28 protein-coding genes are annotated in these 23,042 nt (G+C 47.0%); 14 read left to right on the forward strand and 14 right to left on the reverse strand.

Annotation, left to right across the window (positions count from 1 at the left end):
• From priA to RIF36_RS04385, 9 genes are all read right to left on the reverse strand, one after another.
• Positions 1–2,478 (reverse strand): replication restart helicase PriA, encoded by a 2,478-nt coding sequence (priA, locus tag RIF36_RS04345; RefSeq protein ID WP_350071977.1) that lies wholly within the window; start codon positions 2,476–2,478, stop codon positions 1–3.
• Positions 2,478–2,891, reverse strand: a complete 414-nt coding sequence (locus tag RIF36_RS04350; RefSeq protein WP_350071979.1) for a PIN domain-containing protein — start codon at positions 2,889–2,891, stop codon at positions 2,478–2,480. The genes priA and RIF36_RS04350 overlap by 1 nt, the downstream gene beginning before the upstream one ends.
• Complete coding sequence (locus RIF36_RS04355; protein WP_350071981.1) at positions 2,881–3,090, reverse strand: hypothetical protein; 210 nt, start codon at positions 3,088–3,090, stop codon at positions 2,881–2,883. The genes RIF36_RS04350 and RIF36_RS04355 overlap by 11 nt, the downstream gene beginning before the upstream one ends.
• 77 nt (positions 3,091–3,167) lie before the next feature.
• Positions 3,168–5,198, reverse strand: coding sequence for a thioredoxin domain-containing protein (locus tag RIF36_RS04360; protein WP_350071983.1), 2,031 nt, complete (start codon positions 5,196–5,198; stop codon positions 3,168–3,170).
• Positions 5,195–6,157, reverse strand: a complete 963-nt coding sequence (locus RIF36_RS04365; RefSeq protein ID WP_350071985.1) for a GSCFA domain-containing protein — start codon at positions 6,155–6,157, stop codon at positions 5,195–5,197. Before RIF36_RS04365 ends, RIF36_RS04360 begins: the two co-directional genes overlap by 4 nt.
• Positions 6,158–6,234: 77 nt before the next feature.
• Positions 6,235–6,678 carry a 50S ribosomal protein L9 gene (gene rplI, locus RIF36_RS04370; protein WP_350071986.1) on the reverse strand — a complete coding sequence of 148 codons (444 nt, stop codon included), beginning with the start codon at positions 6,676–6,678 and terminating at the stop codon, positions 6,235–6,237.
• 13 nt (positions 6,679–6,691) lie between these two features.
• The gene (gene rpsR / locus RIF36_RS04375; protein ID WP_151997139.1) at positions 6,692–6,946 is read right to left on the reverse strand and encodes a 30S ribosomal protein S18; all 255 of its coding nucleotides are present in this window, start codon (positions 6,944–6,946) and stop codon (positions 6,692–6,694) included.
• Positions 6,943–7,302 carry a 30S ribosomal protein S6 gene (gene rpsF, locus RIF36_RS04380; RefSeq protein WP_350071987.1) on the reverse strand — a complete coding sequence of 120 codons (360 nt, stop codon included), beginning with the start codon at positions 7,300–7,302 and terminating at the stop codon, positions 6,943–6,945. The genes rpsR and rpsF overlap by 4 nt, the downstream gene beginning before the upstream one ends.
• Positions 7,303–7,434: 132 nt before the next feature.
• Positions 7,435–8,337 carry a DUF8428 domain-containing protein gene (locus RIF36_RS04385; RefSeq protein WP_350119560.1) on the reverse strand — a complete coding sequence of 301 codons (903 nt, stop codon included), beginning with the start codon at positions 8,335–8,337 and terminating at the stop codon, positions 7,435–7,437.
• Positions 8,338–8,435: 98 nt separating this feature from the next.
• Here RIF36_RS04385 and RIF36_RS04390 point away from each other — a divergent pair, with 98 nt between their 5' ends.
• Positions 8,436–9,029 (forward strand): methyltransferase, encoded by a 594-nt coding sequence (locus RIF36_RS04390; RefSeq protein WP_350119557.1) that lies wholly within the window; start codon positions 8,436–8,438, stop codon positions 9,027–9,029.
• Between the two features lie 8 nt (positions 9,030–9,037).
• Here RIF36_RS04390 and RIF36_RS04395 read toward each other — a convergent pair whose 3' ends face one another.
• Together RIF36_RS04395 and apaG are read right to left on the reverse strand one after the other, a co-directional pair.
• Positions 9,038–9,829 carry an O-methyltransferase gene (locus RIF36_RS04395; protein WP_350119554.1) on the reverse strand — a complete coding sequence of 264 codons (792 nt, stop codon included), beginning with the start codon at positions 9,827–9,829 and terminating at the stop codon, positions 9,038–9,040.
• A 3-nt stretch (positions 9,830–9,832) separates the two neighbouring features.
• Positions 9,833–10,219 carry a Co2+/Mg2+ efflux facilitator ApaG/CorD gene (gene apaG, locus RIF36_RS04400; protein WP_151997133.1) on the reverse strand — a complete coding sequence of 129 codons (387 nt, stop codon included), beginning with the start codon at positions 10,217–10,219 and terminating at the stop codon, positions 9,833–9,835.
• Between the two features lie 91 nt (positions 10,220–10,310).
• Here apaG and ung point away from each other — a divergent pair, with 91 nt between their 5' ends.
• From ung to RIF36_RS04450, 10 genes are all read left to right on the forward strand, one after another.
• Positions 10,311–10,973, forward strand: coding sequence for a uracil-DNA glycosylase (gene ung, locus RIF36_RS04405; RefSeq protein WP_350119552.1), 663 nt, complete (start codon positions 10,311–10,313; stop codon positions 10,971–10,973).
• A gap of 63 nt (positions 10,974–11,036) precedes the next feature.
• Positions 11,037–11,219 carry a hypothetical protein gene (locus tag RIF36_RS04410; RefSeq protein WP_350119549.1) on the forward strand — a complete coding sequence of 61 codons (183 nt, stop codon included), beginning with the start codon at positions 11,037–11,039 and terminating at the stop codon, positions 11,217–11,219.
• Positions 11,207–11,509, forward strand: coding sequence for a type II toxin-antitoxin system RelE/ParE family toxin (locus RIF36_RS04415; protein WP_350119546.1), 303 nt, complete (start codon positions 11,207–11,209; stop codon positions 11,507–11,509). Before RIF36_RS04410 ends, RIF36_RS04415 begins: the two co-directional genes overlap by 13 nt.
• A gap of 93 nt (positions 11,510–11,602) precedes the next feature.
• Entirely contained in the window at positions 11,603–12,697 is a 1,095-nt protein-coding gene (locus RIF36_RS04420; RefSeq protein WP_502880835.1) for a glycoside hydrolase family 43 protein, read from the forward strand.
• A 274-nt stretch (positions 12,698–12,971) separates the two neighbouring features.
• A complete protein-coding gene (locus RIF36_RS04425; protein WP_502880836.1) occupies positions 12,972–13,202 on the forward strand; it encodes a DUF7793 family protein in 231 nt (76 codons plus the stop codon).
• A gap of 226 nt (positions 13,203–13,428) precedes the next feature.
• Positions 13,429–15,825, forward strand: coding sequence for a TonB-dependent receptor (locus RIF36_RS04430; protein ID WP_350119540.1), 2,397 nt, complete (start codon positions 13,429–13,431; stop codon positions 15,823–15,825).
• A 12-nt stretch (positions 15,826–15,837) separates the two neighbouring features.
• Positions 15,838–16,782, forward strand: coding sequence for a DUF4249 domain-containing protein (locus RIF36_RS04435; protein WP_350119537.1), 945 nt, complete (start codon positions 15,838–15,840; stop codon positions 16,780–16,782).
• Positions 16,783–17,038: 256 nt separating this feature from the next.
• Positions 17,039–17,410: a DUF6567 family protein gene (locus RIF36_RS04440; protein WP_350071997.1), complete on the forward strand. Its 372-nt coding sequence runs from the start codon at positions 17,039–17,041 to the stop codon at positions 17,408–17,410.
• A gap of 75 nt (positions 17,411–17,485) precedes the next feature.
• Positions 17,486–18,196: a DUF4386 domain-containing protein gene (locus RIF36_RS04445; protein ID WP_350119534.1), complete on the forward strand. Its 711-nt coding sequence runs from the start codon at positions 17,486–17,488 to the stop codon at positions 18,194–18,196.
• 41 nt (positions 18,197–18,237) lie between these two features.
• On the forward strand, positions 18,238–19,197 hold the full coding sequence (locus RIF36_RS04450; protein WP_350119531.1) for an NAD(P)-dependent alcohol dehydrogenase: 960 nt from the start codon (positions 18,238–18,240) through the stop codon (positions 19,195–19,197).
• A 19-nt stretch (positions 19,198–19,216) separates the two neighbouring features.
• On the opposite strand, the gene RIF36_RS04455 is transcribed toward RIF36_RS04450, so the two are convergent.
• Complete coding sequence (locus RIF36_RS04455) at positions 19,217–19,795, reverse strand: Crp/Fnr family transcriptional regulator (protein ID WP_193217768.1); 579 nt, start codon at positions 19,793–19,795, stop codon at positions 19,217–19,219.
• A 181-nt stretch (positions 19,796–19,976) separates the two neighbouring features.
• Here RIF36_RS04455 and RIF36_RS04460 point away from each other — a divergent pair, with 181 nt between their 5' ends.
• On the forward strand, positions 19,977–20,444 hold the full coding sequence (locus tag RIF36_RS04460) for a nuclear transport factor 2 family protein (protein WP_350119528.1): 468 nt from the start codon (positions 19,977–19,979) through the stop codon (positions 20,442–20,444).
• A 7-nt stretch (positions 20,445–20,451) separates the two neighbouring features.
• Here the strand turns inward: RIF36_RS04460 and RIF36_RS04465 are convergent, their stop codons facing one another.
• Both RIF36_RS04465 and RIF36_RS04470 read right to left on the reverse strand, forming a co-directional pair.
• On the reverse strand, positions 20,452–20,625 hold the full coding sequence (locus RIF36_RS04465) for a hypothetical protein (protein ID WP_350072001.1): 174 nt from the start codon (positions 20,623–20,625) through the stop codon (positions 20,452–20,454).
• Between the two features lie 68 nt (positions 20,626–20,693).
• The gene (locus RIF36_RS04470) at positions 20,694–21,278 is read right to left on the reverse strand and encodes a porin family protein (protein ID WP_350072002.1); all 585 of its coding nucleotides are present in this window, start codon (positions 21,276–21,278) and stop codon (positions 20,694–20,696) included.
• A gap of 70 nt (positions 21,279–21,348) precedes the next feature.
• Between RIF36_RS04470 and RIF36_RS04475 the strand changes: the two genes are divergently transcribed.
• Positions 21,349–21,636 (forward strand): hypothetical protein, encoded by a 288-nt coding sequence (locus RIF36_RS04475; protein WP_350119526.1) that lies wholly within the window; start codon positions 21,349–21,351, stop codon positions 21,634–21,636.
• Positions 21,637–21,850: 214 nt separating this feature from the next.
• Positions 21,851–22,984, forward strand: a complete 1,134-nt coding sequence (locus RIF36_RS04480) for a Gfo/Idh/MocA family protein (protein ID WP_350119523.1) — start codon at positions 21,851–21,853, stop codon at positions 22,982–22,984.
• The last annotated feature ends 58 nt before the right edge of the window (positions 22,985–23,042 follow it).

A 23,042-nucleotide genomic window follows, 5' to 3' on the forward strand; every position in this document is an offset into this window, starting at 1 on the left:
TTACTGCGGATCGACATCAAAAATAACGGATGTCTGGCGGAATATTTTATCCTGTTGCAATTCTTCCATCTTTTGAGTCAGGAATTCTTTGGCCCTGGGGATAGAAATGCCACCCTTTTCCAGTTTGATGGTAATTTCCTGGTGGTATTGATTTCGTATCCTTGCTATTAACGGTTCCTGGGGGCCAAGTATTCTGTGGCCTCCCAGCGAACTTTGAATACTTTTCAGGTAGTGGTTGGCTGTTTCCCATACCAACTGCTTGTCCTGATTTCTGAATAGCACCCTTATCATTCTCACAAACGGCGGATAATGAAAGCTTTCCCGCTCCATGATCTCCATCTGGTAGAATCGCTTATAATCGTTGGTTCGTACTAAATGAAAAACAGGTTGTTCGGGGTTGTTGGTCTGAATAATTACTTTGCCGTTGTTTGACCGTCGACCTGCCCTGCCACTTACCTGCGTCATCATTTGAAAGGCCCGCTCATGCGAACGAAAGTCGGGGAAATGAATGATGCGGTCGATGTCGAGAATGCCCACCAGTTCCACATGGTCGAAGTCGAGGCCTTTGGTAATCATTTGTGTGCCTACAAGGATGTCGATTTCACCGTTTTCGAAATCCTCAATGAGCTGCTCGTAGGTGCTTCTGGTGCGGGTAGTGTCGTAGTCCATTCTGCTAATGCGGCCGGTGGGAAGCAACACCTTTAAATCATCTTCCAGCTTTTCCGTACCGAAACCAATCGTTTTTATTTTGGCCGAACCGCACGCCTCACAATGCGACGGAAGGGGTTCACGAAAGCCACAATAGTGACAGAGCAACTCCTGGCGGTACATGTGGTAGGTTAAACTCACCGAGCAGTTGGCGCATTTGGGTATGTGTGCGCAGTCTTCACAATGAAGATAAGGAGCATAGCCCCGCCGGTTCTGGAATAGAATCACCTGCTTGTTTTCTTCCAGGGTTTGCTCAATGGCTTGCAGCAACCCCGGCGACAAGTCGCCGTGCATTCGTTTTTTCTTTCGCTCATCTTTCAGATCAATGAGGGCAGTTTCCGGCATTTGTACTTCACCAAATCGGGTTTCCAATGTTACCAATCCGTACTTTTCATACAGGGCGTTGTAGTAGCTCTCTACTGACGGCGTGGCGGAGCCTAATAATATTTTGGCATGGTGAATCTGCCCCAGCATAATGGCCGTGTCACGGGCGTGGTAGCGGGGCGCAGGGTCATATTGCTTGTACGACGACTCATGCTCCTCATCGATGATGATGAGAGAAAGATTGTTGAAGGGCAGAAAAACGGATGACCGCACACCCACGACTATTGGGAATCGGCCGGAAAGTACACCATTCCACACCTCGACCCGTTCATTGTCGGAGTATTTGGAATGGTAGATGCCGATTTTGTCGCCGAAGACCTTTTTGAGCCGGCGAAGAATCTGGGCTGTGAGCGCTATTTCAGGTAAAAGATAAAGCGCCTGAGCTCCTTCGTCCAGCACTTGCTGGAGGAGCCGGATATAGATTTCCGTTTTTCCACTCCCGGTAACGCCATGGAGCAGCACCGTCGATTTTTTCTCGAAGAGGCCATGGATTTCGGATAGCTTCTCTTCCTGCAATGAGGTTAGCTCAGGAATAACCGCTTCCTTCTTTTTTGGCTCTCCAAACCTCGAAATTACCTTATCAAACTCTTCGAAAACCCCATTTTTCACTAAAGTGCCAAGCGATGAAGTCGAAAGGCCCGATGCAAGGAATTCTCCTTTGGGAACTCCCAGCTGGTTTCTGTCTTTCAGCTCATTTACGGGCACTTCTCTCAGGTATTTCATTACCAGCTCAAGTTGTTTTTCTTTCTTTTCGAGCTTTTGAAAAAGTGCTTCCAGTGCCAGTAGGTCATTCTCCAGGGGTGCTTGCAGCCGCACCCGCCTTTCTTTTTTAGGCTTGTACTTTTCAATGAGCTGCTCGAAAATCAGGATCGCTCCTTTGGCTGATAGCGATTTGATGAGGTGGTAGATGTTTTTAACGCCGGTGATCTGAGAAATTTCATCATAGCTCAGGTGTTCTTTTTCTTCCAGTGCTTCTACCACCTTCCACTCTGAGTCGGAATAGGTGTGAGCACCATCATCGGGATCGAAGTCCGGGTGTTTCTGCACCATCGATTTGCTGCTAAGTTTTAGCCCGGACGGAAGGGCGGCGTTAAGCACCTCGCCAGGCGTGCACATGTAGTAGCCGGCCATCCACTGAATGAGTTGGAGCTGCTGATCAACAATTACCGGCTGGTCGTCCAGCACATCCAGAATTTCACGGGCTTCGTAGTTTTCCGGTTTGGTGCCATGAGTTTGAACGACAACGCCTGTCAGTACTTTCTTTTGTCCGAAAGGCACAATCACTCTTCTACCAGGTTCAGCTTTATCAGCATGCTCCGCCGTTACCTGGTAGGTAAACAACCTCGGGATAGGCACAGGGAGGAGGATGTCGGCGAAGGATGCCATCAAATATTTACGAATGGATTTACAATCGTGAGTGACTCGTCAATGACCTGACCGTTTTGTAAATCTTCGGAGTAAAGCCACGTGCAATCAGACTCAATTGCTGAGGCAATAATAAGGCTATCGAAAAAAGAAAATTTATATCTGGCTGCTAGCTGACATCCCTTTAGCATTGTAGTGTCAGTATTTGTGAAAGCCTTGTTGTTTTGGCAACACTCGATAATGGCTTTTTGCGCATCATCAAAGCTGAACTGAAATTTCCGAGTGATGATATTAGCGAATTCCTGAAGTAGCTGCGTACTAATGATTGAATTGAAGTTGGTGATCAAATTTCTTGAGGCAGTTTGTTTCTCTATTTCATTTTTAGAGTAAGCGTATATTAAAATATTGCTGTCCAGAAATATCTTATCGTTCATTGGCTTCATTACGGTCGAATCTGAAACCGGCAGTGTCAATAGAAATTGCAGAGAACGAGACTTTCTTGGGTATTGTCTTTTCTCTCTCCACTCCTTCATTTTTCTGGAAGGCAATTACTTCTATTTCTGTACCAACATAATCGGCAGGTACTTCGATTGAAATCTGCTGCTTTTTGGGGATCAAACTGGTTCTTACCATAGTTTTTAGTTCATTAGCCTGCTTACCAAAGATAGCCAAAATACTCCAAATAGTGAGTTGCTGGCCGTCTCTTCCGATTAAACAATCAACGACAAAGCTTCTTTTATTGTGCCCACCGGTCGCTGGCAGGCACGGTTATAACAAACGTAAACCGTGGCTTTTTTATTCACTGCCTTTTTCCCAGCCAGCATAGGCAGTGTGTCCGTTTCTGTTTCCGAAGCAGCCACCACCTTGTTAGGCAGGTAGGTTTGTTTCAATGCTGCTGCCAATTCGAATGCGCCTGGCCCTACTATGGCAATTTCCGCTGTGGGTTTGGCCAACTGGCCAGCCATCATCGCCCAGTTGGTGAGGTAGTCGGGCTCAGTGAGTATCAGCGATTTTAACCTGGCAGTCATTTCCTCAGCAAAGGTCAGGTAGTCGTTGTTTTCAAAGTAAAGCCCCAGCTTGTGCAGGTTGTGGGCCATCATAGAGTTAGTGGAAGGGATGACATTGTCAAATACTTCCTTCTTTCTCGCAATGAGCTTTTCTCCCTTGCTGGAAGTATAATAAAAAAGGCGCTCTTCCTTATCAAAGAACTCGTCCATCGCTTTCCCTGACAGCAAATAGGCAAACTGTAGCCATTCCCGATCAAAGCTGGCTTCGTAGAGCTTCACAAACCCGTCAATGGTGGCAGCGTAGTCTTCCAGATAGCCATAGAGTTTGGCCTGGCCATTTTTATAAGTTCGATGCAACACGCCGTTGCTCCAGGCTTTGCTTTTGATAAATAAAGCGCAATTGGTAGCCAGTTTGCCGAATCTGTCTTCTTTGAAAACAATGGCTGCATCCGTCAGGCCTTTGATCAAAAGCCCGTTCCAGCCAGTTAGAATCTTGTCGTCTAAACCAGGCCTTATTCTGGAAGCTCTTACTTGCATAACCCGCTCGTTGAACGCCGCCGCTGCTTGTTTCGCTTGTGCGATTGGCAATTGATGCTGCTTGGCCACTACTTCGATGGGGTCGGTAACAAACAGGATATTTCTGCCGTGTTCCCAGTTGCCGTTGTCGGAAATATTGTAATAGTCCTTGATGAAGGCTCTTTGATCGCCGGCTATTTCGTCAAACTCAGGCTGCGTCCATATATAGAATTTACCCTCCACACCTTCACTGTCGGCATCAAGGGCGGCATAGAATCCACCATCTGCGTGCAGCATTTCCCGTTCAAGCCATTCTACCGTTTGGTATACCACCTGTTTGAACAGTGGATTGCCGGTCACCTGATATGCTTCCGAATACAAGGTCAGGAGCTGTGCATTGTCGTACAGCATCTTTTCAAAGTGAGGGGCAAACCATTCCCCATCGACAGAATATCGGGCGAACCCGCCCCCGGCTTGATCGTAGATACCGCCCTGAGCCATTTTTATCAGCGTGAAATGCACATGATCTACCAGTTGTTGGCTGTTGGTAGCATGTCCATGACGAAGCAGGAACAGCCAAATGCTGGGCATGGGGAACTTGGGAGCCTTTTGAAGCCCTCCCCAAACGGTATCAAACTTAGGAATCAGTCGACCAGCCGCAGCACTGATTTCTGCCAGTGAAAAGCTGCTCTCAGGTGAGGAGAGGCTGAACTGTTCCAGTACGCTGCCGCCCAGGTGATCAGCGAACTTTTCCGCTGAGTCTTCGAGTTCTTGCCTTTGTTTAACAAACGCCTCGGCTACATTTTCTAATAGTCCGGCCCAGTTCTTTGCGGGGAAATAGGTGCCTCCATAGAAGGGCTTCTGCTCCGGCGTAAGAAACACATTGAGTGGCCAGCCGCCGTTGAGCCCCATGGCTTGCACTGCATCCATGTACACCTGGTCCACATCGGGGCGCTCTTCCCGGTCGACTTTGATGCACACATAATGGTCGTTCATGAGCTGGGCGATGGCTTCGTTTTCAAACGACTCATGTTCCATCACGTGACACCAATGGCAGGCAGAATAGCCGATACTGAGAATAATAGGCTTGTCTTCTTTCAATGCCTTGTTCAGCGCTTCTTCTCCCCATGGATGCCAGTCAACGGGGTTGTGGGCGTGTTGTAGCAGGTAGGGGCTTGTTTCGCTAATCAGCTTGTTGGGCTGCGGGCCTTTGGTCATAGAATTTCCTTTTTCAGGGCTTGTATCTCTTGTTCTAAATTCAATTGGCCGCTCAATTGTTCCATTTCTTCCAGCGTCTTTTTCAAAAAAGCCTGATGGTGCGCCGAAGCTGGGTGAAAAGGCTTGTGTTCAAGGTTTCTTTTCAACTTCTGCCACTTAAGAATCAGCTGCCTGGTGGGCTCATCGAAGTAAACCCCGGAGAATTTTTCCCAGATATAGTCGTGCGCTGTTTCGTTGGTGTGGATCATGTCCTTCTCGTAGAAGCGATAGTCTCGCAGGTCGTCCATCATGATCTCGTAGGAGGGAAAGTAGCTAACCTCAGGGAATGCGGTCATTTCAGCCACCGCCACCCGCAGGATGGACTTGCTTTGGCTGTTGACGACCAGTGTGTCTTTGACATGCCGTACCGGGCTGACGGTGACTATCATTTGGACGTCAGGATTAACCTGAAAAAGCTGGTTCCGCACATTTTCGTAGGCTCTGATCACCTCTTTAACCGACAATATCCTTTTTGAAAACTGGCTGGCAGGCACTTTGTGGCAATTGGCCACTATTTCTCCTGAGTGCTCGTAAACTACTGCCGTACCTAAAGTAATGATGAGCCATTTTGCATCAGCGAGGGCTTTGGTGGTTTTTTGCTCAAGTTGTTGAATCTCTCTTTGGAGTTCTTCTTTGGTTCCTTTCCCAAACTTTGAATGCAGGTCGAAGTGCAGGTAAATGCCCTGACTTTCAACGATTCCTTCTTTTGTAAAACTAGTGTTGCTTGCAGCTTGCGAAAGTAGCTTGAAAATGGAGACAGGATTGTAAACGGTGCCAAATGGATTGATGTCGACTGAAAACTTGTTTTCAGCCAGGCGATTGCCTATGACATCAGCAAAACAGGAGCCAAGGGTTAGGATCGAATCCTGATGGGTGATCAAATGCTGATGTGGTGTTGTGCTAATTTCGGTGCGGAACATCCAGCAATTTAATGTAAAGAACAGGCACAAAAAAAGGCGCCTTGAGAGCGCCTTTTCTTTATGATCTTGTATTCGGATTATTCACCGACAACATTCACAGTGATCTCGTGCTTCACATTCTTGTGAAGATCAAGCAGTACTGTGTGTTCACCAACGTTCTTCACAGCCTCTTTGAAAGTGATTCTCTTACGATCCACTTCAAATCCTTTGTCTTTAAGTGCGTCAGAAATTTGAAGAGCTGTAACCGCACCAAATATTTTGCCGCTTTCGCCAGCTTTGGTGTTGATAGTTACAACCAACTCGCCGATAGATGCTGCAAGCGCCTGAGCGTCCTGAATGATCTTCTCTGCTTTGTGAGCAGCCTGGCGGATGTTTTCTTCAATTTGCTTCTTATTGGAGTTATTGGCGATAATAGCCAATCCCTGAGGAATCAGGTAGTTACGTCCAAACCCTGGCTTTACAGAAACTGTATCGTTTTTGTAGCCAACGCCTTTTACGTCTTCTTTTAGTATAATTTCCATGATCCTCGGTGGTTTACTTCAATGAATCAGTTACGTACGGTAGAATAGCAATGTGCCTTGCTCTTTTTACCGCCTGGGCTACTTTCTTCTGGAACTTAAGGCTGGTGCCTGTTAGTCTTCTTGGAAGAATTTTACCTTGTTCGTTTACAAATTTCAACAGGAAGTTAGCATCCTTGTAATCGATGTATTTGATTCCGTTCTTCTTGAAACGGCAATACTTCTTAATTTTCTGGATGTCCCTGTTGATGGGCTCGTTCATCAGTGTCATGCTGCGACCTCCTTTTCTTTTTTGTTGAATTCGCCTTTCCTACGCTTGTTGTTGTACTCGACTGCGTCTTTGTTCAACGCAACGGTAAGGAAACGCATAACTTTTTCGTCACGGCGGAACTCGGTTTCAAGTGCTGCCACAACCCCAGGAGCTGCTTTAAATTCAAAATAGTGATAGAAACCTGTGGTTTTGTGCTGGATCGGATACGCCAGCTTTTTCAAGCCCCAATTTTCTTCATTGACCATGTCGGCACCATTTTCGGTCGCCACGGCTTTGAATTTGTCAACAGCATCCTTCATCTGAGTATCAGACAAAACGGGAGTTAAAATGAATACTGTCTCGTAATTGTTAAGCATTGTATAACTTATTAATTAAATGGGCTGCAAAGGTATGCAATCGAATCGTAATTGACAAGGAGCCGTCAGATAAGTTGACAGGCCCGTTGATTATGTGTTGTAGTACTCGAAATGTAGTGGAGATGCTACGGCTTATTTTACCGTAAAAGAGCCTGCGCCCATCAGGTAACCGTCGGTATACACTTCCACTTTGTGAATCCCCAGCGCATATTCACTGCCTTTGTTGTAAAGAAAGGAAAGCTTCTGACGGGTGTTGTCGAAAAGAATCTCCTGCTTGGCTGTGAAGTACATCTCACGGTTGTCGAAAATAAAGGTGCCTGATCCTCTCGTAACATCAAATAGCACATTGCCATCAGGAGCCACTATGCGTACCAGCACGTCCTTGCCGTCGACCGGAGCCACCTTGTTTTCTGCAATATTGAAAGTGACTTTGATCGATTCTACCTGACGGTTTTTAAACTCGCCGACAGTTTCTTTGCCCCGGCTGTTGACTGCAGCTATGACCATGTTTTCGACCTTAAGTTGAGAGGCGAGAGCCACTTTTTCCTCCAGCTTGTTTTTGGACTGACTAAGGTCTCTTATGGAAGCTGTCAGCTCATTTTTCTCTACCTTGAGACCTGTATTCTCTGTCAAAAGCTTCTCGTTTATAGCTTTCAGCTTGGTAATCTCTTCATCCTGTGCCACCAGCAGCTCACGATAGCCCTCTACTCTGGCTTTCAGTTGCCCAATTTCTCTGTTGCTGCGGGTTCTTATAGCCTCTTTTTCTTTCTCCAGCTGCTCTTTTACTTTCAAAAGCGTGTCAACTTCGCCACCCAGTTCGGTAATGGTTTGGATTCTTTTGTCCAGCTCAGATGATACAGAATCAAGGCTGAAATACGTTTCGGTCAGCTCCTCCTGCTTCGCCATATTGTCTGCCGTGAGCGATTTGTTGGTGCTGTAGTCGATACCTATCTTCACTAAAGCCAGTAACAAAAGGATAGCCAGGGCTATGACGATTGATTGCTGCTTTTTATTATTACTTCCTCCTTCACTCATGGTATTGGTCTATTACTTGTGCAGAATGTCAAAACAGCCGCAAAATTAGGGAACTAATGTCTTAAAACAATGTTAATTGCCGTCATTACAGCTAGTTTATGAATTTGGACGCCAATTTTTGGACAAAAAGATACCGGGATGGGTCAACTGGTTGGGACGCCGGTGCCATTACCACACCACTCAAAGCCTATTTCGATCAGCTCACAGATAAACAAATCAAGATTCTGATCCCAGGAGCGGGAAATGGCTACGAAGCTGAATACCTTTTCAAAGCGGGCTTCCAAAACGTTTTTGTTATTGATTTGAGTCGTGAACCACTCAACAACCTTCGTCAGAGAGCACCTGAGGTGCCGCAAGAGCAGCTGATAGAAGGGGATTTTTTTGACCATAACGGCCAATACGACCTTATCGTCGAGCAGACTTTCTTTTGTGCGATCGATCCCTCGTTAAGGCAATGGTATGCCGAGAAAGTGCATGGACTATTGAAGCCGGGAGGCAAGCTCGTGGGCGTTTTGTTTGACGACCCGCTCAATAGCGACCGCCCTCCTTTTGGCGGCAATGCTGCGGAGTACAGGGTCTATTTCGAGCCACTGTTTGATTTTAAGGTATTTGAGACCTGTTACAATTCAATTCCACCCAGGGCTGGCCGGGAGCTTTTTATCCATTTGACAAAAAAGAAAATCATTTCTTAGAAGAGCATTCAGAACCACAGCACCTCTGTTTCTTTTCTCAGGTTAGGATTGAAGAAAAGTATGCCGGCATGGAAGATGTCTACTGAAAGCGTTACTGCATCGTGTTGAGTGAGCTGCTGCCATGCCCGCTCCATGCCTGGCGACCAGTGAATGTCACCAATCACGACGATGCTTTGCTGGTGCAGGCTCCCCCGCAACGTCTCAAAGAATGAAAGTGTGGCTTCTTCGCTGTGATGAGCATCTATGAAGATCAGATCCAGTTTTTGAGTGGTTTGAATGAAAGGAATAAGCACTTCCTGTGCCTTTCCTTCAATAAGACTAATGTTTTGGCAGCCCAGCCGATCAAACGTGTGTCTTGCGATGTCGGCAATGGCAGGGCTTCCTTCGATGGTGGTTAATTGCCCTGAAGAAGCCTTGTTTATATAGACAGCCGAAATGCCCAGAGAAGTGCCAATTTCCAGGCTGCATTCGGGTTGCTGAAAATTTATAAGCCTGTATAGAAAGGAACAAAAGGCTGGCGACGACAGGCTATGTTTCGCTATGCTGGCTACTGTTCGTTGTTGTGAATGGCTGACGAGTGAGCCTGCTCCGGGGTCTTGCAAGTCGATGAGTCTCTTGTCTCTTAGTAACGCCCTGCGCTGCTGTTCAATGGGCTCGAAAGTCGCAGATGGGCTCTTAGGTTTTAGTACTTCTTTATAAAACTTGAAAAGAAAGGGACTGTGCAAAGACTGCTCATCAACAGCATTGAGCCAATAGGAAAAGTATGCTTTTGCAGGATAAAGCCTTCTGGAAAGCGACAAGAATCAATTGAGTTTATACGGCACCACCATGGTAAATTCCGGAATCTTCACCTGGAATTTTTTTCCATCCAGCACTTTTTCCATAAGGTAGGAGCCGAGCATTTTACCAACGCCTGATCGGAGGTTGCAACCGCTTACGTACTGATGAGTTTCGCCTGGCTCCAGAATTGGCTGCTGGCCCACCACGCCCTCGCCCTCTACTTCTCTCACTTGCGTGTTGAGGTCGTGGATGTACCAGTGGCGGCGCAAGAGCTGTATGGTATTGTCTCCGCAGTTTTCTATGGTAATCTTGTAAGTAAACACAAAGTGCATCTGCTTCGGATTGGAGTATTCCGGCTGATATTCTGTGATGACGCTCACTTTTACCCCTTCTGTAATTTCAGTTACCATGAAATTGTAAGACTTAAATGCGGATGCCTATATTAGGGTTGGTTGTTGCCAGGAGGCTATTAAGATACAAAGAAAATCAAAAAAATGATTCATGGATGTAAAAATTGAAGAAAGCTGGAAGAAGAAATTGTTACCTGAATTTGGCAAAAGCTATTTCGTCGACCTTACTTCTTTCGTAAAAAATGAATACTCAAAGCATATTGTTTACCCTCCAGGCAAAGAAATTTTCAATGCATTCGCCCATTGTCCCTTTGATCAGGTAAAGGTGGTGATCATTGGCCAGGATCCATATCATGGGGCAAATCAGGCCAATGGATTGTGTTTTTCGGTAAAGGACGGTATTAAAATGCCGCCGTCGCTGGTCAATATTTTTAAAGAACTGGCCAACGACCTTGGAAAAGATATTCCTCCTTCGGGCAATCTGGAGCGCTGGGCCGATCAGGGAGTGTTGTTGCTCAATGCTACTTTAACGGTAAGAGCCAGCAGCCCTGGCTCACATCAAAACCGAGGGTGGGAAACTTTTACCGACGAAGTGATAAAGACGGTTTCGGCGGAAAAGGAAAATGTGGTTTTCATTTTATGGGGAGCTTATGCGCAGCGAAAGGGGGCCGTTATTGATAAGTCGAAACATTATGTGATAGAATCACCGCATCCGTCACCCTTTTCTGCCCATAGTGGCTTTTTTGGGAGTAAGCCTTTCAGCAAGGCCAATGAATATTTGAAGGCAAAAGGATTGATGGAAGTTGATTGGTGACTCTCGGGTAAAGTTTGAACCTTTCTCAAAACTATTTTTGTATATTGAATCAAAGGAGCAGAAATGATAACCAAGGATCAAGTAATAATAAGCTTAAAGGATATGCCAGATCAGTTTTCAATTGATGAACTGATGGACAAGTTGATTTTGCTCCAAAAGATAGAAGCCGGTTTAAAGCAATCCAGGGAGGGGGAGGTGTATTCCTCAAAGGAGGCCAAGGAAATGCTTAAGCAATGGTCAAAATAAACTGGACCAGAGAAGCGATTGAGAATATTCATGAGTTGAGGGAGTTCTATGAGCCCAAGTCAGCGAGCTATGCGAAGCACCTCACAGATAGATTATTTGAGAAAGCCGAAGTTTTGGTTCAGTTTCCGCAAATTGGCAGGGTAGTTCCAGAGCTGGACAATCCGAAAATCAGGGAACTGATTTATAAATCATACCGGATAATTTATCACATCGTAGCTGTAGATCATATTGACATACTTGCAGTACACAGCGGATTGAAGCCACTGTCTGATATGTCTATTTTTGATTAATTCATGCGAATAGGGCACAAGAATCAGGGGTAATTGGTGATTAACAGAAATTAAAAATTTCATAAATTAACATCACCAAACTAAAACCTACCTATGAAACTACCTGCCAACCTCAATCGGTTTGCCCTGCTGTGTGCAGTGGTGTGTCTTAGCGCTTGCGACCCAAAAACCACTTCTACTTCCTCAGAAGCTGAAATGGAAACAGACAGTCTCGGTGCCATTTCGCAGCCGCTGGTGACCGACCTCTACACAGCCGATCCATCTGCGCATGTTTTCGATGGTAAAGTCTACGTGTACCCATCTCACGATTTTGATGCAGGCATTCCTGCGAACGACAATGGCGACCACTTCGGAATGGTCGACTACCACGTTTATTCAATGGACAAAATTGGAGGGCCAGTAGCAGATCATGGTATAGCGCTCCATATCGACAATGTGCCGTGGGCAGGCCGGCAAATGTGGGCGCCGGATGCTGCCCTCAAGGATGGAAAGTACTTTTTTTACTTTCCTGCCAAAGACAAAGACGATGTGTTTAAGATAGGTGTGGCAGTGGCCGCCACACCAAGTGGGCCATTTACACCAATGGATCAGCCTATTGAAGGCAGCTACAGCATCGACCCTGCCGTTTTCACAGACGCCGAAGGTAGCTCTTACATGTATTTCGGAGGAATTTGGGGAGGGCAATTGCAGCGCTGGGAAACCGGGGAATATGTGCCCTACGATTCTTTTCCCTCTGGCGATGAGCCTGCTATTAAGCCTCGTATTGCCAAAATGAGTGACAACATGTTGGGCTTTGCCGAAGAGGTGAGACAGATTGACTTGCTGGACGAAAACGGACAAGCGTTAAAGGCAAGCGATAACAATCGCAGGTTTTTTGAAGCGGCCTGGTTGCACAAGTACAATGGTAAATACTACTTCTCTTATTCAACTGGCGACACCCATTTTATCTGCTATGCTACGGGCGACAATCCTTACGGGCCGTTTACCTACCAGGGCGTCGTGCTCAATCCTGTTATTGGCTGGACCAACCACCATTCGATCGTAGAGATTGATGGTAAATGGTATCTGTTTTACCATGACAGCACCCTTTCTGGTGGGCAAACCCATTTAAGAAATATAAAAGTTACTGAGCTTACTCATCGGCCCGATGGAAGCATTATTACTATTGATCCCTACACCAAAAAATAGAAAGGAGCGAGCTCATAGGTGTAAGAGGAGCAACGGTATGAACCCATCAGGGTCCTCTGCGAGAGACCCCAATGCTATTAAGTTAAGAGCATTTTACCCTTAATCCCTAAAGGGCCTGCTAATAGTAATCCATACGCCCTTTAGGGTTTGGGGTAAAAATAGAATTGGGATACGGAACCTCTTAACTTAATAGCATTGCGAGAGACCCCAATGGGTTGAATGGGAAGATGAGAAATCAACGTGGTGTCCACTTGATCACTTTCGGCTGAAGCCTGTGCCATTGCTTTTTTACCTCAAAAACTCGCCTGTGCCCGACAAAGAAACCCAGAAGTTTTCCAGAGAAATGCTCCCGGAGATTTATACAGCCATGGCCATGGTGTCGAAGCCGGGCTTGTCGAGGTTTATAATGAACCTGCTGTTCAGCATGAGCAAACCACCCATTCCCATGAAAAGCTTTACGGATGCGGAAAAGGAAAAAAAGTGGTTGAAGAAGGTAACAAAATGATTTTTTGCCTGGGTCGTTTCCTGAATGGCATCAGTTTCCGGGGAACCTGTAGTCATCCATTTACAAAAGCTGCAACCTTTTTTCAATCCCCGACTTTTACCCCCCCCTCATTTTTCTTTTGAGTTGAGAGCTTATTGATGTGCGTTGGCGCTTCTTAACTAAAGTCAATGAAATACATCAATGGGGTGACTTGTTTTGCCTCATCAAACTCAAAACAATAAGAACTATGAAAACAATCTTTACCGGAGCACTATGTCTCCTGCTAGCCCTTACCGCCTTTGGTCAGGCAAAGCAATTCACAATCAGTGGATATCTAAAAGATGAAAGCAATGGAGAGGCCCTGATCGGTGCCAATGTTTTTGTCAGAGAGATATCGGGCGGCACCACAGCCAACGTTTATGGCTTTTATTCCATTACGCTGGCAGAGGGTAGTTACAACCTGGACGTCAGCTATGTTGGTTACGGCGACACACACAAGGTTATTGACCTGACCCAGGATATCAGGTTGGATTTGGAACTGCGGTCTGCTGATGCGGAGCTGGAAACAGTGGTGATTACCAGCGAGGCCATCGATGAAAATGTGGCCAGTATTGAAATGAGTACGATTGAGCTGGAAATGAAGGCCATTGAAAAGCTACCGGCATTTGCCGGGGAGGTGGACGTGCTCAAAAGTATTCAGTTGCTGCCTGGTGTCAGTTCTGTAGGCGAAGGCACTGCCGGTTTCAATGTGCGTGGAGGAAGCGTCGGGCAAAACCTCGTATTGCTTGACGAGGCTCCGGTGTACCAGTCGTCACACCTGTTTGGTTTCTTTTCGGTGTTCAATCCTGATGCTGTGAAAGATGTGAAGCTCTACAAGGGTGGCATACCCACCCGTTACGGTGGCCGCTTATCCTCCATTCTGGATATCCGCATGAAAGAAGGCAACAACAAAGACTATGATGTAGCCGGAGGTGTTGGTGCCGTGTTTAGCAGGCTGGCGGTGGAAGGGCCAATTGAGAAGGATAAGTCTTCTTTCATTATTGCGGGTCGCCGGTCGTATGCCGATGTGCTGGTGAGGCCTTTTACCAATATGCTGTCCGACGGCGCAGGCATGTATTTCTACGATCTCACTGCCAAAACCAATTTTAACATCAATGATAAAAACCGTGTGTACGTTTCCGGCTACCTGGGGCGTGACGTTTTTTCGTTTGACGAATCGCAGGGTTTCGATTGGGGCAATCGCACCGCCACTGTACGCTGGAATCATCTGTATGGTAATAAGCTCTTTTCCAATTTTTCAGCTTTTTACAGCAACTACGACTATGGCTTCAGCTTTGGCACCAACAAACTGGACAAGTTCGATTGGGCCGCTGAAGTAAGCACGTGGAATTTTAAGCCGGAGTTCAACTGGTTTCTGAATGTGAACAATGAGCTAACCTTTGGAGGGGAAGCAATTTTGTACGGCTTTGAGCCAGCCAATGCCTCGACTGTGAATAATGGCATCAGAACAGATATCAGCCTCGACAGACGCAAGGCCCTGGAAACCGCCGTTTATCTCAGCAACGACCAGAAGCTAAGTAACAAGCTGTTTGCTCAATACGGAGTGCGATTCAGCTACTTCAACAACCTGGGTGGCAGCTTAATGGCTTACGGCGACACCCTCGCAGGTGTGGAGAAACCGTTGCTTTCAGTGACAGAAAAAGGCGACTGGGAGTCGATCGCTTCCTATCAGAACTTTGAGCCGAGAGCCTCGCTGAGGTATCAGCTTTCAGAGTCGAGCTCCGTGAAGGCCAGCTACAACCGCATGAGCCAGTATATCCACCAGATATCTAACACTACCGCTTCTACGCCAATCGATATCTGGCAGCCATCGGACAACAACATTGCCCCGCAAATGGGTAATCAGGTGGCGATGGGCTACTTCAGGAACATTGGCGGAAAGCGTTTCGAGACCTCTGCCGAAGTGTACTACAAGTGGAACAAGAACCAGGTCGACTACATTGATGGGGCTGAGCTGTTCATCAACGAATTCATTGCTTCTCAGTTGCTTTCAGGCGTTGGCAGGGCTTACGGCCTGGAGCTTTATGTGAAGAAAAACACCGGGAGACTGACAGGGTGGGTGAGCTACACACTTGGTAAGTCGGAGCTGAAAGTGGACGGGATCAATTTTGGGAACGACCGCAAGAATCACGAGGGCAACTGGTATGCTACCCGTTTCGATCAGCGCCACAACCTGAAGGTGGCTGGCTTCTACGACCTGACTGAGCGGGTTTCACTTTCTGCCAACTTTAGCTTTATGTCTGGCACACCCACCACGTTTCCGACGGATCGTTACATGTCGGCAGGTTACGTCATTCCCTACGTGAGCGGAAGTGAGAGAAACAATTTCCGAATTCCAAACTACCACAGGCTGGATGCGTCACTCACCATTAACAACGTATGGAGGGGCAAGAAGAACCGGTCAGGCAATGATCACATCGTTTTCTCCGTGTACAACCTGTATGCAAGAAAGAACCCTTTTAGTATTTACTTTTCGCAGGGCAGGGACAGACAAATGGCAGATGCCCCACAGCAAACGGCTGCCAAGCAGCTTTCTCTGATTGGTACGCTGATTCCGGCCGTTACTTACAACTTCAAATTTTAGCATTCAACAACAATGAAAAAGATCTTATATATCGCATTAATCGCTCTTGGTTTTGGCTGCGAAACCGCCATTCAGCAGGAGCTCAAGGAAGCTGAGGAAATACTGGTGATAGACGCCTGGCTTACTCAGAAAATGGAAAGACAGAAAGTGATCGTGTCACGATCGCAGCCGTATTTTGATAACTCCTACCCAAGCCTGACGCCTGGAGCGCAGGTAACGGTGGAAGACCTTAACACAGGAGTGGTTTACAACTTTCAGGAAGGTGCCGATGCCTACTACTGGGATCCTGCCGATGCGCCGCTGGGCGAAGTAGGCCATACATACAAACTGGCCGTTACTTATGGTGGCGAAACTTTCGAAGCGCTGTCAACCCTGGGGCGTGTGCCTGAGGTAGATACCATATTGTACAAGTACAATTCCAAAGACTTCAATATACTGGAATCTTATTATTCAGCTGAGTTTGTGGTGGTTGACCTGGTGGGGCCCGGCGATGCATATTGGATCAAGGCCTGGAAAAACGGTAACTACCTCGGCAAACCGTCAGAGATCAATATTGCTTTCGATGCGGGCTTGTCACCAAGCCAGTCGGTGGATGGGGAAGTATTCCATCAGGTTATCCGCCGTGACTTCGTCAACCCGTTGGATCCGCTGCCCGACAGAAAAAACTACTACCATCCGCCCTACGAAATAGGCGACTCGCTGTATGTAGAGATTCATTCTATTGACCCAGTGGCATTCGAATACCTGACAGGCGTCATTCTGCAGACCAACAGGCCCGGAGGTTTCTCTGAGCTGTTTGCTACTCCCCTTGCCAATGTGATGACCAACGTGAAGAGTACCGATGAAAATTCGAATACCAACGTGGCGGGTTTCTTCAATGTGTCGGCTGTGAGCAGCGGCGGAGGAAGAATCACCCAGGAAATTGCAGACGAGGCGAAGGCGGACGCTGGAAAATAGTAAAGGTTCTCTTCTGGTGTGACTGACGATTCATTTTTAATAGGGCTCAGACCCCGTCAGGCTGGTTGCGTTAGTAAGCGAGCAATCCCTTACAAAGGGATTGCTCGTTTATTTTCCAAGTATTCTTTTTAAAAAAAACAAGTATTCTCTCTTCTTAACTAAAGTCAATGAAATCGGTTTTTCACCACTCTAATTTTGAGTATTCAAAAGCGAAAAACAGTTAAATCAATTTCAAAAACTCAAAACAATGAAGAAGATGAAAAAGTCAATTTCAACAATCGCAGTAATGATCATGATGGTGGTTATCAGCTCTTGTGGAGCTGGTAGAGCCATCATGCTTAACCAAAATCAAAGCTCCACTCAGGTGCATCTGAAGGAGGATAATTTTAAGGTGGTCAGCAGTGTCAGCGGTAGCGCTGAGGCAAAGTACTGGGTGCTTATCGGTGGAAGAAAAAGACAGCAGATGTACAACGAAGCGTACGCTGAAATGGTGAAGTCGGCAGAATTGATCGACGGCCCCAGAGCGTTGGTGAATTTGCTTACAGAGGAGCATGTCGGTGGTGTGCCTCCATTCTTTATCAAGAGAACCATTACCGTTAGCGGCCACGTGGTAGAATTCAATAGATAGTTAAAAACTCACACGGCCGGTGTTGACCACTTCGGTTGACTCCGGCCATTTTCTTCAACAACAAAGATCAAAACCATGAACTCAAATAAAAAAATGGCAAGGATCGCCGGATTTCTGTACCTCATTATTTTCATTACTGCTGGTTTCAGCGAAGGCTACGTGCGTGCTGGTGTGATGGTGCCGGGCGACGCTGCAGCGACGGCGGAAAACATTGTAGCTGCTGAAGGGCTGTTCCGTCTCGGCTTTGCAGCCGACCTGGTGGCCTTCCTGTGCGACTTAGTAGTGTCCGTGCTGTTGTATCAACTACTTAAGCCGGTCAGTAAAACCCTTTCGCTGACGGCAGCGCTACTTCGGTTGCTGGCTCATCCGGCCATCGCCAGTGTGAACCTGCTCAACCACTACATGGCCCTGCAACTACTCGATGGCTCCGACTATCTGTCGGTATTCAGCCCTGATCAGCTCAACGCTTTGGCGCTGTTTTTTCTCAACGTGCACACGGTCGGCTACCTGATTGCAGGGGCATTCTTTGGCCTTCATTGTGTATTGCTTGGCTACCTGATCATCAAATCCGATGGCTTCCCAGCCTGGTTGGGTACGATGATTATTATCGCTGCACTTGGCTATCTGCTCAACAGCTTTGGCAATTTTTTGGCTCCTGGACATGAAGTGCTCTTCGACAATATAGTGGTGGGGCCAGCTGTGTTGGCAGAAATGTCACTCTGCCTGTGGCTACTGATCAAGGGTGTGTCAGTCAGAAAGGTGACATCGAAGGCCGTCGGAGCCTGATTGTAGAAATAAGATCAGAAAACTCAAACTCATTAATCAAAATGAATGCAATTATATATCAACGATATGGTGCGCCGGATGTGTTGGAACTGAAGGACGTACAAAAACCCACGCCGGGGCCCGGTGAGGTGCTCGTAAAAGTGCATGCAGCCTCCGTAAATGCGGCTGACAAGCACCTGTTGAGAGGGCAGCCGTTTCCTGTTCGAATGATGGCTGGTTTTTTCAAGCCGAAGCACACTATCCTTGGTGCCGATATGGCGGGGGAGGTCGAAGCTGTTGGCAAAGGTGTGAGCTATTTCAAGCCAGGAGATAAAGTGTTTGGGGAGCTGTCGGTTTACGGTTTTGGAGCATTTTCTGAGTACGTAGCCGTTTCTGAGAAGGCGCTGGCGCACATGCCATCAAACGCCTTGTTCGGAGAAGCAGCCGCTTTGCCCATGGCGGCTGTAACTGCCCTACAGGGGCTACGGGACAAAGGGCAGATCAGTCCCGGAAAGAAGGTGCTGATCAACGGAGCTTCCGGCGGCGTGGGCACCTTTGCCGTGCAGATAGCCAAAGCTTTCGGTGCGGAAGTGACTGCCGTAGCCAGTACCGGCAAGACGGAGTTGGCGAAGATTCTGGGTGCAGACCACACCATTGACTACAAACTGGCTGACTTCACAAAGGGTGGTGAGCGCTACGACCTCATTTTTGACGTCGTGGGCAATCATTCGGTACCAGCGCTGAAGCGAGTGCTTAACAAGCATGGCAGGTACGTGACAACTGCCTTTTCGTTCGGAGCTATGTTTTTAGGGCCATGGGTTGCCGTCACTGAAGGCAAAAAAATGATCAATATGCTGGCCAGTGCCAACAGGAAAGACCTCGAGTCAGTCAGGCAGATGGTTGACGCTGGAGAAGTGAGACCGGTAGTCGAGCGAAGTTATCCGCTGGTGGATGTTCCAAAAGCCATTAGCTATATGGAAGAAGGGCACCCTTTTGGGAAGATTGTGATACAGGTGCAGTGAAAACAAGCTGGACAGAGAACTAACCCTTCTCCGCCACCCTCTTCCTTATCCTGCTCAGCGACTCCGGTTTCACACCCAGGTAGCTGGCCAAGTGATACTGAGGTACCCGGTTCAACAGGCCTGGCCGGGTTTCGAGAAGGTTGAGATAGCGCTCTTCGGGACTCTGGATGATGTAGTTGGCCAGCATTTCCTGCTGCTTGCCGAAGTCATCTTCCATCGAAAGTCGGCAAAGCGATTCAAACTTGGGATGCTTTCGGTACAGCTCCTTCTCCTTTTCGTAGCCGAACACAGCCAGGGTGGTGTCTTCCACGCACTCCAGATAGTGGTTGGCTGGCACTTTGTTGAGGTAGCTGTTCATAGAGGCTATCGACTGCTCTTCGGTATAAAACTGGGTGGTCTTCTCTTCACCATCAGAAAGGTAGTAGTGACGCACGCAGCCTTTGATGTTGAAATAGCACTCGGTGGCTATTTGGCCTTCCCTCAGTAGGATCGTGCCTTTTTTATAGCTGCGAATAGGAATGCAGTCGTTAAGTACCTCGGTTTCTTCTTCGGTGAGGGTCATGTGCTGACCAATCATTTCGGAGATGTACTTTACCATGGCTTCTGGTTTGGTTAATAGCAGGCGGCCAGAGCATGCCTTGTTAATGATATGTTAAAGATAAAAACTATCTGCAATTTGGTTAGGCTATACGTTTATTTAGAGGTGTAGTTCTGACTTTTTTAAAAATGAACCCGCAACTAATGGTTGGGGTAAAATCTAAAACTCAATAATTTCAACAATGACAAAAAAAGCAATACACTTTTTTCTATCTCTTTTTATGGCTTCAGCTGCTACTGTGGTAAATGCCCAGGATGGGAAGCTGACCCACGAAGACTCACTGAATGTGGTGCTCAAAAAGTACTATGAACTCAACCTCACGGTCTTCCAAGCCAACTCCCAACCGAAAGACATAGACAATATTTTTGACCTTTTTACTGACGACTTTGAGTACATCCATCCCCATTATGGCGGTACTTATTCCCGTCAGGATCTTTATGATGGCTATGTCCGTAATCAGAAAAACGGAGGCTACGATGGAAGTGTCACCGATATCAAAATTCTCAATAAAATAGTGGGGCTTAATGCCATTGCCGTGAGCAAAAGCTTCGTCACCGCCAAGGATGGAGAAGTTACTATTGGTGAGGCGCAAATGACAATGTTCGAATTCAGGAATGGGAAGATTTCGAGGATCTATGAGTATTGGTAGTTATTCACTAGATCTCTCTGAACGTTGTTCCGGCAGCAAGCACCAGGAAGCCCACTAACAGCAATGTGTAATTGTATTCACTTAGAATCTGAACATGGGCATAGTGGCCAATAATGCCAAGAATGCCACTTATTAAACCGACAATCCAGGTGATTTTCTTTGGGGCTGATGGTGCTTTCATGAATTTTATTTTAAGAAGGAGTGATGGGAAAGAGAAGTAAAAAGGGGTAACAGTACCCCTTCCTGATCTTACGATTTGTGCTGAAAGAGATAGAATATACCGAATTGTAAGCCTCTGTTGAAAGAGTTGGATGCATTATTCTCGCTGATGTCGGTTAGGCCATGAACATATCGAAGGTCATACCCAAAACCTGTAGACGGCTTCACGTAACTCATGCCCACTACTAGTCCGATGTCGGTGCTTTTGTAGTTATTTTTTACGTCAGTACTGTTGCTGCCGATTTCCGATTTAGCACTGGCAAGAATGCCGAGCTGCGGGCCTGCTTCCAGCCTAAATCCATTGTCGAACATGTATTGAAAGAGGAGCGGGATATTCACATAGTTCAGGTTGAGCTTTACGTCGCTGCCACCACTTTTGTATTGAGTGCCTTGTCCGGAAAAAACGACCTCGGGCTGAAGCGCAAATTGATTATCCATATGGATATGACCCAGCAGACCAACATTGAAACTGAGTTTAGGGTCGAAGTTGCCACTGTTGTCGCCTTTGATCGTGTAGGCGTTCAGGCCGCCTTTCAGGCCGACATTTACGTGCTGTGCCTGGGTAGAAACAGTTACCAGTAGAAGAGCAATAAGTAAGAATAAAAGAGATTTCATATTTTCCTTGGGAGCGGAGTCCACCATTACATTATGGTGGATCATCAAAGTGAATGCAAAGCTCACTGCAATGGCCGGTAGAGTTGTTGCACAAGCGCAGCTATTAGTTACATATATCACGGATGGGACACCTGGCGTTGAAAGGGGCGGACTTGATGTTAAATGGTCAGCGCATCCAAGGGAATTTGGAGAAAAGGTATCACAACCTTTTGAACGAGTTCGAAATTCTGCCATGTCCCATACGCTAGTGGAAATCACCAGCGAGTACATTGCCATTGGTGATATCATGGATGACGGCTTTCATGGCACGCTGATGGGTAAAATTGATCTAAAGGACTTGCCGTCGAGTCTCAACTAAGAAAAGGAGGCCTTCAAGGACTTTTGGGGGTGAAGGCGATTTTGGTTTGGGTAGATAGCTTATAGTTGGGCAGCCAGTCATGCAGAATATCTTATCGGTTTCGGTTCTTTTCAGTATTATTATCATAAGTTCAATGGCTTGTCAGGATTTTTCGCTTTAAAATCGTCTATGTCATTGTAACCGATACCTGTTTAACTACAATCCCTACTACAACATGACACATCCTCAATCCAGCCGCCGCCAATTCATAAAAAACACAGCCTCAGCAGCGACCGGCGTTGCCCTCCTTTCTTCTTTTCCTAAAAGTGCCCTTGCCATGATGCAGGACAAGCCCAGGATCAGGTTTTCGGTCATTGGCATGAACCATGGCCATATCTACGGAATGACTGAGGCCGTGAAGCGAGGAGGGGGAGAGCTGGTTTCGTTCTACGCTCCAGAACCAGAGCTGGTAGCAGCCTTCTCGAAAAGATACCCCGAAGCAAAACTGGCCAAAAGCCAGAAAGAAATACTTGAAGACAAGTCAATACAGGTGGTGTTGAGCGCCGGCATTCCGGTTGACAGGGCTCCGCTGGGAGTAGAGGTAATGAAGGCCGGTAAAGACTATCTGGTCGATAAGCCGGGCATCACTACCCTTGCGCAGCTAGCCGAAGTGCGCAAGGTGCAGAAGGCCACAGGGCGCATTTACGACATCATGTTCAGCGAAAGACTGGAGAACAAGGCGACCGTTAAGGCTGGGGAACTTGTGCAGTCTGGCGCCATCGGTAAGGTGATCCAAACCATAGGCATGGGGCCGCACCGCATTGGTTTGACAAACCGACCAGAGTGGTTTTTTGACAAAAAGTACTTCGGAGGCATTATCACCGACATTGGCTCTCATCAGTTTGATCAGTTCCTTTTCTTTACGGGCTCTACCACAGCTGAGGTGATAGCTTCCCAGGTGGGTAATAACAAATACCCGGAATATCCTCAGTTCGAAGACTTTGGTGATGCCATGGTGAAAGGAAACGGTGGCGCCGGTTATGTACGGATAGACTGGTTTACACCCGACGGATTGGGCTCTTGGGGCGATGGACGCTTGACCATATTGGGCACCGAAGGCTACATAGAAATCAGAAAGAACATTGATATTGCCTCAGGCCATGAGGGTGGCAACCACTTGTATTTGGTGACACAAAAGGAAACAAAATACATTGATTGTAATGATGTGGACTTGCCATTCGGTAAGTTGTTTGTGGATGATGTGCTTAACCGCACTGAAACCGCCTTGCCGCAAGCCCACGTATTCCTGGCCACCGAGCTGGCACTCAAAGCGCAGGATCAGGCGAAGAAGCTGGTGATCACGAAATAGCACTGGCAACTCGAATACCCTTAGCGATCAATCTATTTGTTTCCTAAAAACGGATACT

This window comes from Imperialibacter sp., from assembly GCF_040222815.1.
GTDB lineage: Bacteria > Bacteroidota > Bacteroidia > Cytophagales > Cyclobacteriaceae > Imperialibacter.

What these genes read in the sequence shown, in the direction of transcription:
- priA (WP_350071977.1), bottom strand. Translation starts at nt 2,478, where the DNA reads ATGGCATCCTTCGCCGACATCCTCCTCCCTGTGCCTATCCCGAGGTTG.
- RIF36_RS04350 (WP_350071979.1), bottom strand. Translation starts at nt 2,891, where the DNA reads ATGAACGATAAGATATTTCTGGACAGCAATATTTTAATATACGCTTAC.
- RIF36_RS04355 (WP_350071981.1), bottom strand. Translation starts at nt 3,090, where the DNA reads ATGGTAAGAACCAGTTTGATCCCCAAAAAGCAGCAGATTTCAATCGAA.
- RIF36_RS04360 (WP_350071983.1), bottom strand. Translation starts at nt 5,198, where the DNA reads ATGACCAAAGGCCCGCAGCCCAACAAGCTGATTAGCGAAACAAGCCCC.
- RIF36_RS04365 (WP_350071985.1), bottom strand. Translation starts at nt 6,157, where the DNA reads ATGTTCCGCACCGAAATTAGCACAACACCACATCAGCATTTGATCACC.
- rplI (WP_350071986.1), bottom strand. Translation starts at nt 6,678, where the DNA reads ATGGAAATTATACTAAAAGAAGACGTAAAAGGCGTTGGCTACAAAAAC.
- rpsR (WP_151997139.1), bottom strand. Translation starts at nt 6,946, where the DNA reads ATGACACTGATGAACGAGCCCATCAACAGGGACATCCAGAAAATTAAG.
- rpsF (WP_350071987.1), bottom strand. Translation starts at nt 7,302, where the DNA reads ATGCTTAACAATTACGAGACAGTATTCATTTTAACTCCCGTTTTGTCT.
- RIF36_RS04385 (WP_350119560.1), bottom strand. Translation starts at nt 8,337, where the DNA reads ATGAGTGAAGGAGGAAGTAATAATAAAAAGCAGCAATCAATCGTCATA.
- RIF36_RS04390 (WP_350119557.1), top strand. Translation starts at nt 8,436, where the DNA reads ATGAATTTGGACGCCAATTTTTGGACAAAAAGATACCGGGATGGGTCA.
- apaG (WP_151997133.1), bottom strand. Translation starts at nt 10,219, where the DNA reads ATGGTAACTGAAATTACAGAAGGGGTAAAAGTGAGCGTCATCACAGAA.
- ung (WP_350119552.1), top strand. Translation starts at nt 10,311, where the DNA reads ATGGATGTAAAAATTGAAGAAAGCTGGAAGAAGAAATTGTTACCTGAA.
- RIF36_RS04410 (WP_350119549.1), top strand. Translation starts at nt 11,037, where the DNA reads ATGATAACCAAGGATCAAGTAATAATAAGCTTAAAGGATATGCCAGAT.
- RIF36_RS04415 (WP_350119546.1), top strand. Translation starts at nt 11,207, where the DNA reads ATGGTCAAAATAAACTGGACCAGAGAAGCGATTGAGAATATTCATGAG.
- RIF36_RS04420 (WP_502880835.1), top strand. Translation starts at nt 11,603, where the DNA reads ATGAAACTACCTGCCAACCTCAATCGGTTTGCCCTGCTGTGTGCAGTG.
- RIF36_RS04430 (WP_350119540.1), top strand. Translation starts at nt 13,429, where the DNA reads ATGAAAACAATCTTTACCGGAGCACTATGTCTCCTGCTAGCCCTTACC.
- RIF36_RS04435 (WP_350119537.1), top strand. Translation starts at nt 15,838, where the DNA reads ATGAAAAAGATCTTATATATCGCATTAATCGCTCTTGGTTTTGGCTGC.
- RIF36_RS04440 (WP_350071997.1), top strand. Translation starts at nt 17,039, where the DNA reads ATGAAAAAGTCAATTTCAACAATCGCAGTAATGATCATGATGGTGGTT.
- RIF36_RS04445 (WP_350119534.1), top strand. Translation starts at nt 17,486, where the DNA reads ATGAACTCAAATAAAAAAATGGCAAGGATCGCCGGATTTCTGTACCTC.
- RIF36_RS04450 (WP_350119531.1), top strand. Translation starts at nt 18,238, where the DNA reads ATGAATGCAATTATATATCAACGATATGGTGCGCCGGATGTGTTGGAA.
- RIF36_RS04455 (WP_193217768.1), bottom strand. Translation starts at nt 19,795, where the DNA reads ATGGTAAAGTACATCTCCGAAATGATTGGTCAGCACATGACCCTCACC.
- RIF36_RS04460 (WP_350119528.1), top strand. Translation starts at nt 19,977, where the DNA reads ATGACAAAAAAAGCAATACACTTTTTTCTATCTCTTTTTATGGCTTCA.
- RIF36_RS04465 (WP_350072001.1), bottom strand. Translation starts at nt 20,625, where the DNA reads ATGAAAGCACCATCAGCCCCAAAGAAAATCACCTGGATTGTCGGTTTA.
- RIF36_RS04470 (WP_350072002.1), bottom strand. Translation starts at nt 21,278, where the DNA reads ATGAAATCTCTTTTATTCTTACTTATTGCTCTTCTACTGGTAACTGTT.
- RIF36_RS04475 (WP_350119526.1), top strand. Translation starts at nt 21,349, where the DNA reads ATGGCCGGTAGAGTTGTTGCACAAGCGCAGCTATTAGTTACATATATC.
- RIF36_RS04480 (WP_350119523.1), top strand. Translation starts at nt 21,851, where the DNA reads ATGACACATCCTCAATCCAGCCGCCGCCAATTCATAAAAAACACAGCC.